Here is a 15178-nt window from a genome sequence, read left to right as displayed (position 1 = left end):
AAAAACATGTTAAGCATTAAAGATTTACAGGTCAGTGTGGAAGATAAAGCGATCCTGCGTGGGCTGAATATTGACGTCCGTCCGGGTGAAGTGCACGCCATTATGGGGCCAAACGGCTCCGGGAAAAGTACGCTCTCCGCGACGCTGGCCGGGCGTGAAGATTATGAAGTAGTCGGCGGGTCCGTCGAGTTTAAGGGCAAAGATCTGCTGGAACTCTCCCCGGAAGATCGCGCCGGTGAAGGCATTTTTATGGCCTTCCAGTATCCGGTCGAAATCCCGGGCGTCAGCAACCAGTTCTTCCTGCAAACCTCCCTTAACGCGGTGCGCAAATACCGTGGAGAAGAGGAGTTGGACCGCTTTGACTTCCAGGATCTGATGGAAGAGAAGATCAAACTGCTGAAAATGCCGGAAGATTTGCTGACCCGTTCTGTGAACGTCGGCTTCTCCGGTGGCGAGAAAAAACGTAACGATATCCTGCAGATGGCGGTGCTGGAGCCGGAGCTGTGTATTCTGGATGAAACGGACTCCGGTCTGGACATCGATGCGCTGAAAATTGTTGCTGACGGCGTGAACTCCCTGCGCGACGGCAAACGTTCGTTCATTATCGTCACCCACTATCAGCGCATTCTTGACTATATCAAACCGGATTACGTCCACGTTCTGTATCAGGGCCGCATCGTTAAATCCGGCGATTTTACTCTGGTCAAACAACTGGAGGAGCAGGGCTATGGCTGGCTTACCGAACAGCAGTAACGCACTGCAGCAGTGGCATCGCCTGTTTGAAACCCAGGGCGAAACGCGATCTGAACAGGCGCAACAGCACCTGCAGCAGATGCTGCGTCTCGGTCTGCCGACGCGCAAACATGAAAACTGGAAGTACACGCCGTTGGACGGCTTGCTCAACAGTCAGTTTGTCACGCGTCTGGCGGATGTCACGCCAGCCCAGCGCGATGCGCTGGCGCTGAATATTGACGCCGTACGTCTGGTGTTTGTTGATGGGCGTTATAACCCGGAACTGAGCGACAGCACTGAGGGCAGCGGGTTTGACGTTGAGATCAATGACCAGCGCCAGTCACTGCCTGCGCCGGTGCAGCCGGAAGTGTTCCTGCATCTGACCGAAAGCCTGGCGTCAGGCGTGACGCATATCCGCGTGAAGCGTAATCAGCGCCCGGCGAAACCGCTGCTGCTTTTACACATCACGCAGGGGCTGGAGGGCGAAGAGGTTAATACAGCCCACTATCGTCATCATCTCGACCTGGCTGAGGGGGCGGAAGCGACCCTCATTGAACATTACGTCAGCCTGAATGAGACCAGACACTTTACCGGCGCACGCCTGACGATGAACGTGGCGGCCAATGCCCAGCTGCATCACATCAAGCTGGCGTTTGAAAACCCGGTGAGCCATCACTTTGCCCACAACGACATGCTCATCGGCCCGGACGCGGCGGCGTACAGCCACAGCTTCCTGCTCGGCGGGGCGGTGCTGCGCCACAACACCAGCACGCAGCTTAACGGCGAGAACACTACGTTGCGCATGAACAGCCTGGCGATGCCGGTGAAGTCGGAAGTGTGCGATACCCGTACCTGGCTTGAGCACAACAAAGGCTACTGTAACAGTCGCCAGATGCATAAAGTCATCGCCAATGACAAAGGGCGGGCGGTGTTTAACGGCCTGATTAACGTGGCGCAACACGCCATCAAAACCGACGGGCAGATGACGAACAACAATCTGCTGTTGGGCCGTCTGGCGGAAGTGGACACCAAGCCGCAGCTCGAAATTTATGCCGATGACGTCAAGTGCAGCCACGGGGCGACGGTTGGACGTATCGACGATGAACAGATGTTCTATCTGCGCTCGCGTGGTATCAACAAGCAGGCGGCGCAGAAGATGATTATTTACGCGTTCGCCGCGGAGCTGACGGAAGCGCTGCGCGATGAAACCCTGAAACAGCAGGTGCTGGCACGCATTGGTCAGCGTTTGCCAGGAGGCGAAGCATGAGTTTTCCCGTAGAGAAAGTGCGGGCGGATTTTCCTGTCCTGACCCGTGAAGTGAACGGTCTGCCGCTTGCCTATCTCGACAGCGCGGCCAGCGCGCAGAAGCCGAATCAGGTGATCGACGCCGAGGCGGAGTTTTATCGCCACGGCTATGCGGCGGTGCATCGCGGTATTCATACCCTCAGCGCCGAAGCGACGCAGCGGATGGAAAACGTGCGCACGCAGCTTGCGACCTTCCTCAACGCCCGTTCACCGGAAGAGCTGGTGTTCGTGCGCGGCACCACCGAAGGCATCAATCTGGTGGCCAACAGCTGGGGCAGTGCGCAGGTGCATGCGGGTGACAACATCATCATCACCCAGATGGAGCATCACGCCAATATCGTGCCGTGGCAGATGCTCTGCGAGCGTGTGGGGGCACAACTGCGCGTGATCCCGCTCAATCAGGACGGGACGTTGCAACTGGAGCTGCTGGATACCCTGCTCGATGATCGTACGCGGCTGGTGGCGATTACCCAGATTTCCAACGTGCTTGGCACCGAAAACCCGGTGGCCGAGATCATCGCCAAAGCGCATCAGGCCGGTGCGAAAGTGCTGGTGGATGGCGCGCAGGCGGTGATGCACCACGCCACCGACGTGCAGGCGCTGGACTGCGATTTTTACGTCTTCTCCGGTCATAAACTGTATGGCCCGACCGGGATAGGCGTGCTGTACGTGAAAGAGGATATCCTGCAGGCGATGCCGCCGTGGGAAGGGGGCGGGTCGATGATCGCCACCGTCAGCCTGACGCAGGGCACGACCTACGCCAAAGCGCCGTGGCGCTTTGAGGCCGGGACGCCGAACACGGGCGGGATTATCGGGCTGGGCGCGGCAGTTGAGTACGTATCAGCGATTGGGCTGGATGCGATTGCCGAGTACGAACAGATGCTGATGCGCTATGCGCTGGCGGAGCTGGCCAGCGTGCCGGATCTGACGCTCTACGGACCGGATTCGCGCAAAGGGGTTATTGCCTTTAATCTGGGTCAACATCACGCCTACGACGTGGGGAGTTTCCTGGATAACTACGGCGTGGCCGTGCGCACCGGGCACCACTGCGCGATGCCGCTGATGGCGTTTTACCAGGTCCCGGCCATGTGCCGCGCGTCGCTGGTGATGTATAACACAACGGAAGAGATCGACAGGCTGGTGACGGGACTGAAACGTATCCATCACCTGCTGGGCTAAGAGAGGCAAGACATGGCCGCGTTGCCGGACAGAGACAAACTGTTGCGTAACTTTACCCGTTGCGCCAACTGGGAAGAGAAATACCTGTACATCATTGAGCTGGGACAGCGTTTGCCTGTGCTCAGCGAAGCAGCACACAGCCCGGAGAACATTATCCAGGGCTGTCAGAGCCAGGTCTGGATTGTGATGCGCCAGACCGACGACGGCGTGATTGAATTGCAGGGCGACAGCGATGCTGCCATTGTGAAAGGGCTGGTTGCCGTCGTATTTATTCTGTATCACCAGATGTCCGCTCAGGATATTGTGGCCTTTGACGTGCGCCCCTGGTTTGAAAAAATGTCACTGGCGCAACACTTAACCCCCTCCCGATCCCAGGGGCTGGAAGCGATGATCCGCGCAATCCGCTCCAAAGCGTCCAACATTAGCTAAACTAAAAAGACTGCATTCATTCTGTTACGCGAGGTGGCTCCCACCTCGCTGGTTTTTCGGCTTTCTGGCGTTCTGTCAGTGAATAAGGAATCTCAGCATGAAGCGCGCGTCGATAATTACACTTTTACTGCTCAGCACTTTCGGTGGCCTTAATTCTGCCAGCGCGATGGATTATCCGTTGCCGCCAGCGGGCAGCCGCCTTATTGGTCAAAATCAAACCTACGCCATCCAGGAAGGGGACAAAAATTTGCAGGCGATTGCCCGTCGATTTAATACCGCGGCGCAACTGATCCTCGAAACCAATAATACGATTGCACCGGTCTATCCCGCGCCGGGGACGGTGATTACTATTCCGTCGCAAATGCTGCTGCCGGATACGCCGCGCGAGGGCATTGTGGTGAATCTGGCCGAGCTACGGCTCTACTATTTCCCGCCGGGAGAGAACATCGTTCAGGTTTATCCTTTAGGCATTGGCCAGTTAGGGCTGGAGACGCCGGTCAGCACCACGCGCGTGAGCCAGAAAATCCCGAATCCAACCTGGACGCCTACACCGGGCATCAGAGCGCGTTCTCTGGCGCAAGGTATCAAATTGCCGCCTGTGGTCCCGGCAGGGCCTAACAACCCGCTGGGGCGCTTTGCGCTGCGTCTGGGGATAGGCAACGGGGAGTATCTGATTCATGGCACCAGCGCACCGGACAGTGTCGGGCTGCGCGTCAGCTCCGGCTGTATGCGCATGAATGCGCCGGACATTAAAGCGCTGTTCGCTCAGGCGCGCGTGGGGACCCGCGTGCAGATCATCAACGAACCGGTGAAGTTCTCCGTTGAACCCGATGGCAGACGCTATGTAGAAGTACATCGCCCGCTTGCTCAGGTCGAAGGGGAGAATCCGCAAACCACGCCAATCGTGCACAACGCGGGCTTTGCGTCATTTGCGTCGCTAGAGGGTAATGACAAAGTGCTGATTGATAAAGCGCTGTCGCGCCGCGCGGGCATTCCGGTTGCGGTCTCTGCGGGAAACGGCCCATCCGCCTCGGTGGCGAATCCGGTGCTGTCGGTGCAGAACAGTCGCGCATCAGACGCGGTGTCTGAAGGCGAGAAAGAGGTGGTCATGCAGTAGGGCGAATAACAGGCAAAAAAAATGGCGCACAATGTGCGCCATTTTATTAACAGGTACTATTACTTACGGTATTTAGTAGCCTGGTTGTCCAGACGCTGGTTAGCGCGTGCTGCGTCGTCTTTAGCAGCCTGAACGTCAGAACGGATTGCGTTCACGTCGTTGCTCAGCTGGTCAACTTTAGCGTTCAGAGTCTGAACGTCAGAAGACAGTTGGTCGATTTTAGCATTGCTAGAACAACCAGCCAGCATAGTAGAAGCCAGGATTACCGCGCCCAGTACCAGTTTAGTACGATTCATTATTAATACCCTCTAGATTGAGTTAATCTCCATGTAGCGTTACAAGTATTACACAAAGTTTTTTATGTTGAGAATATTTTTTTGATGGGAATACACCTATTTTTGATCGTTCGCTCAAAGAAACAACGAATCTGCCCCTTTTGCCGAAAAAGCTATGTTAAAAAAGACATTTTTCATCGGATTCATCTTAGATAAATCGCTCTTAAATAGAAAAACTCGATTTGCATTTTGAATAAACATGGCTAATGCCATAAATAAAAAAAGCGCCCGGAGGCGCTTTTTTAGCAAATCAATTCGTTTGATAATGATTACAGGACGTGAACAGACGCTGTATTGGTCGTTCCGCTTGGTACCAGCGCACCAGAAACCATCACCACAACGTCACCTTTACGTGCCAGACCACAATCAACCAGCTGCAGAGCCACTTCTTTACCCAGACGGTAGAAATCGTCGGTAGACGCGATCTCTTTCACCAGGTGTGGGATCACGCCTTTGCTCAGAACCAGCTGACGAGCAGTGGTTTCATTGGTGGTCAGCGCCAGGATGGTGGCGTTCGGGAAGTATTTACGCACGGCTTTAGCGGATTTACCGCCCTGGGTCGCCACCACGATCAGCGGTGCATCCAGTTTCTCAGCGGTTTCAACGGCACCACGGCAAACGGCTTCGGTGATACGCAGTTTACGGCTGTCGTTGCTGTTATCCAGACGGCTGGTCATGACGCGGTCGGTACGCTCGCAGATGGTGGCCATGATGGTCACGGCTTCCAGCGGGTATTTACCTTTCGCGGATTCGCCAGACAGCATTACTGCATCGGTACCGTCGAGGATAGCGTTCGCCACGTCACCGGCTTCTGCGCGGGTAGGGCGTGGGTTTTTGATCATAGAGTCGAGCATCTGCGTGGCAGTGATAACCACTTTCCGTGCACGCACACACTTCTCGATCATCATCTTCTGCGCGAAGATCACTTCTTCAACCGGGATTTCAACGCCCAGATCGCCACGAGCAACCATGATGCCGTCAGACGCTTCGAGGATTTCGTCGAAGTTGTTCAGGCCTTCCTGGTTTTCGATTTTGGAGATGATCTGGATCTTCTCGCCGCCGTGGGCTTTCAGGTGCTCACGGATTTCGGTCACGTCGGAACGTTTACGGATAAAGGACGCTGCAACGAAATCAACGCCTTGCTCGCAACCGAAGATCAGGTCTTGTTTGTCTTTTTCCGCCAGCGCTGGCAGTGCGATGGAAACGCCTGGCAGGTTAACGCCTTTGTTCTCGCCCAGGTCACCGTTGTTCAGCACTTTACAAACAACGTTTTTGCCTTCGATAGCGGTCACTTCCATACCGATCAGGCCGTCATCCACCAGCACGGTGTTGCCAACGGACAGGTCGGTGGTGAAGCCTTCGTACGTCACAGCAACGATTTCGTTGTTACCCACAACGGATTTGTCGGTCGTGAAGGTGAAGGTCTGGCCCGCTTTCAGGGAGACGTCGTTGCCGCCTTCCAGTTTGATGGTACGGATTTCCGGGCCTTTGGTATCCAGCAGGATCGCTGCTTTTTTACCGGTCTTGCTCATCACGTTGCGCAAGTTCTGAATACGTTGGCCGTGTTCAGCATAGTCGCCGTGAGAGAAGTTCAGACGCATTACGTTCATGCCGGCGTCCAGCATTTTGCTCAGCATCTCTTCAGATTCGGTTTTCGGGCCGATGGTGCAAACAATTTTCGTCTTTTTCATGACAGTCTTAGTCTTTAAGTTGGGAAGGATATGGAAATCTCGCTCCGGGGGCGCACTGCCGCAGAGTCAAACCTGTGTAGCGAAATTTTAAATGACACGCACTAAGGATAGGTGACATCAAATGAGCGTGCAGAAGAAAGTGTGCCTGAGTCTTGGCCCAACGAAGGAGAGGAGAAGTTGTACGTTGTTTTTTGTATTCCAAGCGCTGAAACCATTCACCCAGGGATTAGGCGCGCATTATACGCTGATTTTCAGATAAAAGGAAAATGGAAACGGTGTTTCAAAAAGATTCTGTGCAGTTTCACAAAAGATTGTTATCAACGCGTTAAGGCTAAACGCTATCTTGTTGCGGCAGAGGTAACGTCTGCCGCATTTCGCTTAATTTTTCAGCGCTTGTTCGAGGTCTGCGATCAGATCGTTGGCATCTTCAATCCCGACAGACAAACGAATCAGCTGCGGAACGATGCCGTTGGCTAACCGCTGTTCCAGCGGAATCGACGCGTGGGTCATACTGTAGGGCTGGCTGACCAGGCTTTCCACGCCGCCCAGGCTCTCGGCGAGGGTAAAGAGTTTCAGCTTGCGGATGATCGCGGTGGCCAGTTGCGCATCACCTTTGACGACCACAGAAATCATCCCGCCCGGCAGGGCCATCTGCTTGCGCGCCAGCTGGTAATGCGGATGAGATTCCAGCCACGGGAACCACACTTTTTCGACCGCCGGGTGCTGCTCCAGCCATTGCGCAATCGCCAGCGCGTTGGCGCTGTGCTTTTCGACGCGCAGGGCGAGGGTACGAATGCCACGCAGGGTGAGGAAGCTGCTAAACGGGTCGAGCACGCCGCCGACGGCGTTTTGCAGATAGCCCAGCTGGTCAGCGAGTTCGCGATTGTCGCCCACCACCGCCAGGCCCGCCACCACGTCAGAGTGGCCGTTGAGATATTTCGTCGCGGAATGAACAACGATATCAAAACCCAACTCCAGCGGACGATGGATCACCGGCGAGGCAAAGGTATTATCCGCCACGCTGATGATGCGATGGCGACGCGCAATCTCTGCGATAGCCGCGAGATCCACCAGTTTCAGCAAAGGGTTAGTCGGGGTTTCCACCCAGATCATTTTGGTATCGGGGCGGATTGCCGCTTCAAGCGCCGATAAATCGCCAGGTTTCACCCAGCTCACCTGCAATCCCGTGCTGCGTTTGCGCACGTTTTCAATCAGGCGATATGTGCCGCCGTAGACATCGTCGATGGCGACGATGTGGCTATCTTTATCCAGCAGCTCCAGCACGGTAGAGATCGCCGCCAGACCGGAGGCAAAGGCATAGCCGCGCGTTCCGCTCTCCAGCTCGGCAATCGCCGTTTCCAGCGCATGGCGCGTCGGATTACCGCTGCGGGAATACTCGTAACCCGTATGTTCGCCGGGAGACGGTTGCGCAAATGTCGAGGTGGCGTAAATGGGCGGCATCACCGCGCCGTGCTGATCGTTAAACTCGCCGCTGTGGACGCTCAAGGTTGCCAGGTTTTTCATGATTATTATTCCTTAGTGTTGGAGACGGTTGCGCCACACAGTGAGGACATCGCTGCGCGTAATCAGGCCCAGAAAGCGATCGCGGTCGTTAATCACGGCCACGAGACCGCGGTCAAAGATCGGTTTCAGCGCGCTCTCAGACGCATGTTTGTCGAGCACCTCGACGTTGCGGGTCATTGCCTCGGTGACGGGCAGGGCGAAACGCTCGCCGTCCCCCGCGATATGGCTGACCAGATCCCATTCGTCGACAATGCCCACCACCTGACCGTTCTCTAAAACCGGCAGCTGAGAGATATCGTACAGCCGCATACGCGCCAGCACGGTCGCCAGGGTGTCATCCGGGGCTGCAGTAACGGTCGCGCCTTCGTCGTGACGCAGGGCGATATAATCAGAGAGATCGCCGGTTTGCGGGCGGGAGATCAGCCCCTGCTGGCGCATCCAGTCGTCGTTGAACATTTTCGACAGGTACTTATTCCCGCTGTCGCAGGCAAAGGTCACCACCCGTTTCGGGGTGGTTTGCGCCTGGCAATAACGCAGCGCCGCCGCCAGTAGGGTGCCGCTGGAGGAACCGGCCAGAATGCCTTCGGTTTTTAGCAGGTCGCGGGCGGTGGTGAAGGCTTCGCGGTCGGTGACGCGATAGGCCTGATGCACGCCTTCGATGTGCGCCAGCGGCGGAATGAAGTCTTCGCCGATCCCCTCGACCAGCCACGAACCCGCGTCATGGTGACGGCCCGACTCCACCTGATCCGCCAGCACTGAACCGGCCGGATCGGCCAGCACAAACTCCGTGTGCGGAGAGTGCTTCGCAAACCACGCCTGCAGCCCGCCGAGCGTACCGCCGGACCCTACGCCAACCACAATCGCATCGATCCTGCCGTCCAGCTGTTCAAACAGCTCGGGCGCAGTAGAGGTGCTGTGCGCCAGCGGGTTGGCCTCGTTATTGAACTGGTCAATATAGAAGCTGCCAGGGATCTCCTGCGCCAGCCGCTTCGCGTAGTCCTGATAGTGGGCCGGGTGGCCTTTGTTGACGTCGGAGCGCGTCAGCACCACCTGAGCGCCCAGCGCGCGCAGATGAAAAATCTTCTCGCGGCTCATTTTGTCCGGCACCACCAGCACCAGCGCATAGCCTTTTTGCGCCGCAATCAGTGCCAGCCCCAGCCCGGTATTGCCCGCCGTGGCCTCAATAATGGTGCCGCCCGGTGCGAGTAGTCCTTTGCGCTCGGCTTCGTTGATCATCGACAGGGCCACGCGGTCCTTAATCGAGCCGCCAGGATTCTGGTTTTCGAGTTTTAAAAACAGCGAGCACAGGCCGGTATCCAGCTTGTGCAACTGGATGAGCGGCGTGCGGCCAATCAGTTCAGTCACGGAGTGATAAATCGCCATGGTCTTTTCCTTAACAGAGACATGGCTGGATGATAGGACTATGAAATTTCCTCAAGAAAGAACGTTTCACTGCCTGTTAGAACGGAAAGTAATATAAATCGCTGATTTGGCAGTTAAGACAGCAAGCCGTAAAGTGCTCTGGATGTGAGGATGGCTATATAAGGAGAAAATGCGGCAAAAATGACCGTTTTTGCGCCTCAGGCGCTGCCACATATGCATTGTGCAGATAATCATTGCTGAAAATAAGCTAATCATCCTGCGCCCAGTCGCCATGCCACATATTCCTCAGCGTTATAAGACATTCGATTTTGTTCATTTAAAACATCATAACGTCTGATTACTATCGTTTGGACATCCATACTGCTAAACCGCTATATGCGTAACGGATAACGAAAAATAATGATTGTTCTCAGGAATATTTCGAAGGTTTTTGACAACGGAAAAGTGGCACTTACCGCCGTTGATAACGTCAATTTGACGATTGAACAGGGGCAGATTTACGGGATTATCGGCTACAGCGGCGCCGGAAAAAGTACGCTGATTCGCCTGCTGAACGGCCTGGAAAAGCCGACCTCTGGCAGCGTGACCATCAGCGGCCAGGAGATCTCCTCGGCCAAAGGCGAAGCACTGCGCCAGGCGCGCCTGAAAATTAGCATGGTGTTCCAGCACTTTAACCTGCTCTGGTCGCGCACGGTCAGGGAGAATATCGCTTTCTCAATGCAAATCGCGGGCGTGCCGAAAGCCAAAATTAACGCCCGCGTTGCAGAGCTGGTGGATCTGGTGGGGCTGAAAGGCCGCGAGAATGCTTATCCGTCGCAGCTCAGCGGCGGACAGAAACAGCGCGTGGGCATTGCCCGGGCGCTGGCAAATAGCCCGGACGTACTGCTGTGCGATGAAGCGACCTCCGCCCTCGACCCGCAAACGACGGATCAGATCCTCGATCTGCTGCTCGACATTAACCGTCGTTTTAATCTCACCATCGTGCTGATCACCCACGAAATGCACGTGGTGCGTAAAATCTGCGACCGCGTGGCGGTGATGGAAAACGGCAAAGTGGTGGAAGAGGGCGATGTCCTCGGCGTTTTCACTCATCCGCAAAAACCGATCACCCAGCAGTTTGTGCGCCAGGTGAGCCAGTACACCGAAGAAGAGGCTTTTAATCCGGAGCTGGCGAACGAGCTGGAAGGCACGGTGATCCGCCTGACCTTCACCGGGCACAGCACCCACAAGCCGATTGTCGGGGAGCTGACCCTGCGTTACGGCCTGCCGTTTAACATTCTGCACGGCAAAATGACGCAAACGGCACACGGCGTTTTCGGCCAATTATGGGTGCACGTCGTGGCATCCGAAGAGCAACTGAACAATATCCTCGCCGACCTGAAGCATAGCGATATTGATGGCGAGGTAATTAAACATGGCTGAGACGCTTTTTCCGCACCTGAAATGGGACCAGCTATGGGCCGCCACCCTGGAAACGCTCTACATGACGGCGATCTCCGGCGTCGCGACCTTTGTGTTGGGGATTGTCCTGGGGCTGGCGCTGTTCCTGACGGCGCGCGGCGGATTGTTCCACAACCGCACCGTCTACAGCGTCATCTCGATTGTGGTGAACGTTTTCCGCTCGATTCCGTTCATCATTTTGATTGTCCTGCTGATCCCGTTCACCAAGACCATCGTCGGGACGATTCTCGGGGCCAACGCCGCGCTCCCGGCGCTGATTGTTGGCGCGGCACCGTTTTATGCGCGTCTGGTGGAGATCGCCCTGCGCGAAGTGGACAAAGGGGTCATTGAGGCGACGCGTTCGATGGGCGCACGTCTGAGCACCTTAATTTTTCGGGTTTTACTGCCGGAATCATCACCTGCACTGGTCTCAGGCATTACGGTGACGCTGATTGCACTGGTGAGCTACAGCGCAATGGCAGGGGTGATTGGCGCCGGTGGTTTGGGAAATCTGGCTTATCTGGAAGGATTCCAGCGCAACCACGGTGATGTCACGCTGGTGGCAACGGTGACTATTTTGATCATCGTTTTCATTATCCAGTTCTGCGGCGACGTCATTACTTCACTGTTAGATAAACGATAAAACACACAGGAAACCACATCATGAAAAAGACACTGACACTGATTGCCGCCGCAACCCTGAGCGCCCTGAGCTTTGCCTCCTGGGCGGATACGCTGACCGTAGGCGCCTCCAACACCCCGCATGCTGAAATTCTGGAGCAGGCGAAGCCGATTCTGGCGAAACAGGGTATCGATCTGGAGATCAAACCTTTCCAGGACTACATCCTGCCCAACACCGCGCTGGCAGGCCGTGATATCGACGCGAACTACTTCCAGCACATTCCTTACCTGAACAGCGTGCTGAAAGATCATGCGGGCGACAAAGATTATGATTTCGTCAGTGCCGGTGCGATTCACATCGAGCCGATTGGTATCTACTCCAAAAAATACAAATCCCTGAAAGATCTGCCGGAAGGCGGCAAAATCATCATGCGTGATGCGGTCTCCGAAGAGGGGCGTATTCTCTCTATCTTCGAGAAAGAGGGCGTGATCAAACTGAAGCCAGGCATCGATAAAGTGACCGCGCGCATCAGCGACATCGTCGAAAACCCGAAAAAACTGCAGTTCACGCCGAACGTCGAAGCCTCTCTGCTGCCGCAGATGTATAACAATGACGAAGGCGCGGCGGTCGTGATTAACGCCAACTACGCCATTGATGCAGGTCTGGACCCGGTTCACGACCCGATCGCGGTCGAGAGCGGTGAGAACAACCCGTATGCGAACATCATCACCGTGCATCGCGGCGACGAGAAGAAGAAAGATATCGTGGCGCTGGTGGACGTGCTGCACTCCAAAGAGATTCAGGACTGGATCCGCACCAAATATAAAGGCGCTGTGATTCCGGTAAACAACTAATCCCCTGGATAAAAGACCCAGGCCCGGCGAGCGATCGCCGGGCTTTTTTTGTATCCATTCTGTTAATCATTTAAGCTGCTCCTTTAAAGCAATGGAGTGGTAGCAATGGGCAATGTGACCAAAGACGACGCGCTTTATCAGGAAATGTGCCGGGTAGTAGGGAAGGTCGTTCTTGAGATGCGGGATTTAGGGCAGGAGCCTAAGCATATCGTCATTGCGGGCGTGCTGCGTACCGCGCTGGCGAACCAGCGCGTGAAACGCAGTGAACTGACAACGCAAGCGATGGAAACGGTGGTTAAAGCGCTGGCGGGGTGAAACGCCAGCGTTTAGCGATCTGCTCAAGCGAGCAGCAGAGCAGGTAATAGACCACGCCGGTAAAGATAAAAATGGCCGCCGGGTAAATCTGCACCCGGTTGTTCACCTGGCCGGCGACGGTGGTCAGTTCCGGCACGTTGACAATAAAAGCCAGCGACGTGTCTTTCAGCAGACTGATAAAAATCCCCAGCAGAGACGGCAGTATATTGCGCAACACCTGCGGCAGCAGGATCAGCCACAGCGTCTGCTGCGTACCAAATCCCTGAGTTAACGCCGCCTCAAATTGCCCGTCCGGCAATGCCCTCAGCCCGGCCAGCGCGGAGTGCATCACGGCGGCCGCGGTAAACCACGCCAGCGCCAGGGTTACGGTCAACGCGCCGGGGAGATCGCCACCCGTTAAAAGCGGCAGTAAATACCACATCCAGAAAATCACGAAGATCAGCGGGATACCGCGAATCAGCTCGGCCCACAAAAACAGCGTGTTGCGCACGATGCCTGGAAACCGCCAGGCGAGCGCCGCGAGCGCAATGCCGCCCGGCAGCGCCAGCACGGCAGCGCCCAGCGCCATCAGCAGCGTCAGCAACACCCCGCCAGGCTGACCGGCGGACATCCGTCCCCAGAGCAGATAATCCAGGTTATCGATAATGACATTCAGCCCGGCGATCATGCGTGTTCCCTCCCGGCGTTGATAGCCGCATGACGCGTACGCGGGCGGCGTTTGGTGGATGGCCCAAGCCTCACCAGCAGCAGCCCCAGCAACACGCCCGTCAGCAGATACAGCACGGTGCCTACGGTAAAAGCTTCCAGCGCGTGGGCGTTATAGCTCTCAATCTGGCGCACCTGATAGGTCAGCTCGGCAAAGCCGATGCCGCTGGCAAGAGAGGAGAGTTTCATTAAGTTCAAATACTGCCCGACCACCGGTTGCCAGGCGTTTGCCAGCCCCTGAGGCAGCAGGATGTAGCGGAACAGTCGCCAGGAGGAGAACCCCTGCGCCAGCGCCGCCTGTCGCTGCCCCGATGGCACCGCCTGCAATCCCGAAGCGATCTCCTCGATTAAGAACGCGGAGGTAAACACGCCCAGCCCCCACGCGGAACAGAGAAACTCCGGTGTAAACCACCAGACATCCCCCGGCAGAATCGACCAACTGTGATCGGCGTTGATGAAGCTGCGAAGTGCCTGCGGCAGCCCGTTCCAGGCCGCGAAATACCAAAACAGCAGTTGCACCAGTAACGGCGTGTTGCGAAACAGAGAGACCCACGCCGCCACGAGAGCGTTCCCCGTTTTCCCGCCCGCCAGACGGAGAAGCAAAAGCAGAACGGCGAAGACGCTGGCGATGATCATCCCCGCGAGCGTCACCCACAGGGTGGTCAGAAAGCCGGATAAAATCCACTGCAAGGGCTGTCCGGTCAGTACCCCTTGCCAGTCGAGGGCGGGCATCAGGATGGCTCCTGATGCAGCGGGTTCAGCACCTTTTGCAGGAACTGGCGGGCGCGAGGATGTTCAGGATGACGGAAAAACTGCTCCGGCGGCGCGGTCTCCAGAATCTGTCCACCGTCGATGAACACCACCCGGTCGGCGATTTCGCGGGCAAACTGCATCTCGTGCGTCACCACAATCATCGTAATCCCGCTGTGGGCGAGAGCCTTCATTACCTGCAGAACCTCACCAATCATCTCCGGGTCAAGGGCTGACGTCGGCTCATCGAACAGGATAATTTGCGGCGATGAGGCCAACGCTCGGGCAATGGCCACGCGCTGCTGCTGCCCGCCGGAAAGCTCGGCCGGGTAGTGGCTGGCTTTCTCCACCATCCCTACTTTCTCCAGCAGCGTCAGGGCACGCTCCTGCGCCTGCGGCGCTTTCCAGCCGTGAACATGCTCGAGCGCCAGACTGATGTTCTGGCTGGCGGTCAGATGGGCGTAAAGGTTAAATTGCTGGAACACAAATCCCACCCGGCTGCGAAGCTGGCGCAGGGCGGGGCCGGTCAGCTTGCGGGTGGGTTTGTCGTCAATCAGGATCTCGCCGCCGTTGAGGGACTCCAGCTGATTGATGAGGCGAATCAGCGTGGACTTACCGGAACCGGACGGCCCCAGAATTGCCACCACTTCCCCCGGATCAATGCGAAGTGAAATGCCTTTCAGCACCTGATGATCGCCGTAGCGTTTGACCACATCGCGGAACTCAACGCTTGCCTGCTCCAGATGTGAAAAATCCGCGGCACGGGCCGCGGAGCGTGAAAAAAGCGCTGAGAGCAT

16 protein-coding genes are annotated in these 15178 nt (G+C 56.3%); 9 read left to right on the top strand and 7 right to left on the bottom strand.

Features of this window, described 5'->3' with window-relative positions:
- Window positions 1-6: 6 nt before the first annotated feature.
- From sufC to F153LOC_RS04035, 5 genes are all read left to right on the top strand, one after another.
- The gene (gene sufC / locus F153LOC_RS04055) at window positions 7-753 is read left to right on the top strand and encodes a Fe-S cluster assembly ATPase SufC (protein ID WP_095281756.1); all 747 of its coding nucleotides are present in this window, start codon (window positions 7-9) and stop codon (window positions 751-753) included.
- Window positions 728-1999 (top strand): Fe-S cluster assembly protein SufD, encoded by a 1272-nt coding sequence (sufD, locus tag F153LOC_RS04050; protein ID WP_102103531.1) that lies wholly within the window; start codon window positions 728-730, stop codon window positions 1997-1999. The genes sufC and sufD overlap by 26 nt, the downstream gene beginning before the upstream one ends.
- The gene (gene sufS, locus F153LOC_RS04045) at window positions 1996-3216 is read left to right on the top strand and encodes a cysteine desulfurase SufS (RefSeq protein WP_102103532.1); all 1221 of its coding nucleotides are present in this window, start codon (window positions 1996-1998) and stop codon (window positions 3214-3216) included. The genes sufD and sufS overlap by 4 nt, the downstream gene beginning before the upstream one ends.
- A 12-nt stretch (window positions 3217-3228) precedes the next feature.
- On the top strand, window positions 3229-3645 hold the full coding sequence (gene sufE / locus F153LOC_RS04040) for a cysteine desulfuration protein SufE (RefSeq protein ID WP_102103533.1): 417 nt from the start codon (window positions 3229-3231) through the stop codon (window positions 3643-3645).
- A 97-nt stretch (window positions 3646-3742) separates the two neighbouring features.
- Window positions 3743-4762, top strand: coding sequence for a L,D-transpeptidase family protein (locus F153LOC_RS04035; protein WP_100780442.1), 1020 nt, complete (start codon window positions 3743-3745; stop codon window positions 4760-4762).
- 59 nt (window positions 4763-4821) lie between these two features.
- Here F153LOC_RS04035 and F153LOC_RS04030 read toward each other — a convergent pair whose 3' ends face one another.
- The 4 genes from F153LOC_RS04030 to F153LOC_RS04015 all read right to left on the bottom strand — a co-directional run bounded on the left by F153LOC_RS04030 (window position 4822) and on the right by F153LOC_RS04015 (window position 9695).
- Window positions 4822-5058 carry a major outer membrane lipoprotein gene (locus F153LOC_RS04030; RefSeq protein ID WP_095281761.1) on the bottom strand — a complete coding sequence of 79 codons (237 nt, stop codon included), beginning with the start codon at window positions 5056-5058 and terminating at the stop codon, window positions 4822-4824.
- A gap of 308 nt (window positions 5059-5366) precedes the next feature.
- Window positions 5367-6788 carry a pyruvate kinase PykF gene (gene pykF / locus F153LOC_RS04025; protein WP_100780441.1) on the bottom strand — a complete coding sequence of 474 codons (1422 nt, stop codon included), beginning with the start codon at window positions 6786-6788 and terminating at the stop codon, window positions 5367-5369.
- Between the two features lie 378 nt (window positions 6789-7166).
- A complete protein-coding gene (locus tag F153LOC_RS04020; RefSeq protein WP_102103534.1) occupies window positions 7167-8312 on the bottom strand; it encodes a PLP-dependent aspartate aminotransferase family protein in 1146 nt (381 codons plus the stop codon).
- A gap of 12 nt (window positions 8313-8324) precedes the next feature.
- A complete protein-coding gene (locus tag F153LOC_RS04015) occupies window positions 8325-9695 on the bottom strand; it encodes a cystathionine beta-synthase (protein ID WP_102103535.1) in 1371 nt (456 codons plus the stop codon).
- A gap of 399 nt (window positions 9696-10094) precedes the next feature.
- Between F153LOC_RS04015 and F153LOC_RS04010 the strand changes: the two genes are divergently transcribed.
- The 4 genes from F153LOC_RS04010 (at window position 10095) to fumD (ending at window position 12926) form a co-directional block, all read left to right on the top strand.
- Window positions 10095-11117: a methionine ABC transporter ATP-binding protein gene (locus F153LOC_RS04010; protein WP_102103536.1), complete on the top strand. Its 1023-nt coding sequence runs from the start codon at window positions 10095-10097 to the stop codon at window positions 11115-11117.
- Complete coding sequence (locus tag F153LOC_RS04005) at window positions 11110-11778, top strand: methionine ABC transporter permease (RefSeq protein WP_100780438.1); 669 nt, start codon at window positions 11110-11112, stop codon at window positions 11776-11778. Before F153LOC_RS04010 ends, F153LOC_RS04005 begins: the two co-directional genes overlap by 8 nt.
- 20 nt (window positions 11779-11798) lie before the next feature.
- Window positions 11799-12611, top strand: a complete 813-nt coding sequence (locus tag F153LOC_RS04000) for a MetQ/NlpA family ABC transporter substrate-binding protein (protein ID WP_006174916.1) — start codon at window positions 11799-11801, stop codon at window positions 12609-12611.
- Between the two features lie 105 nt (window positions 12612-12716).
- Window positions 12717-12926 (top strand): fumarate hydratase FumD, encoded by a 210-nt coding sequence (gene fumD / locus F153LOC_RS03995; protein ID WP_014069945.1) that lies wholly within the window; start codon window positions 12717-12719, stop codon window positions 12924-12926.
- On the opposite strand, the gene F153LOC_RS03990 is transcribed toward fumD, so the two are convergent.
- The 3 genes from F153LOC_RS03990 to F153LOC_RS03980 are packed head-to-tail and all read right to left on the bottom strand — an operon-like array spanning window position 12907 to window position 15178.
- Entirely contained in the window at window positions 12907-13593 is a 687-nt protein-coding gene (locus tag F153LOC_RS03990; RefSeq protein ID WP_102103537.1) for an amino acid ABC transporter permease, read from the bottom strand. The two genes, fumD and F153LOC_RS03990, sit on opposite strands and share 20 nt — an antisense overlap.
- Window positions 13590-14363, bottom strand: a complete 774-nt coding sequence (locus F153LOC_RS03985; RefSeq protein ID WP_102103538.1) for an amino acid ABC transporter permease — start codon at window positions 14361-14363, stop codon at window positions 13590-13592. Before F153LOC_RS03985 ends, F153LOC_RS03990 begins: the two co-directional genes overlap by 4 nt.
- Complete coding sequence (locus F153LOC_RS03980; RefSeq protein WP_102103539.1) at window positions 14363-15178, bottom strand: amino acid ABC transporter ATP-binding protein; 816 nt, start codon at window positions 15176-15178, stop codon at window positions 14363-14365. The genes F153LOC_RS03985 and F153LOC_RS03980 overlap by 1 nt, the downstream gene beginning before the upstream one ends.

Source organism: Lelliottia sp. F153 (assembly GCF_002870005.1).
Classification (GTDB): Bacteria; Pseudomonadota; Gammaproteobacteria; order Enterobacterales; family Enterobacteriaceae; genus Enterobacter; species Enterobacter nimipressuralis.
Note: the sequence above shows the minus strand (reverse complement) of the source record. Positions and strands in the feature narration are given on the sequence as shown.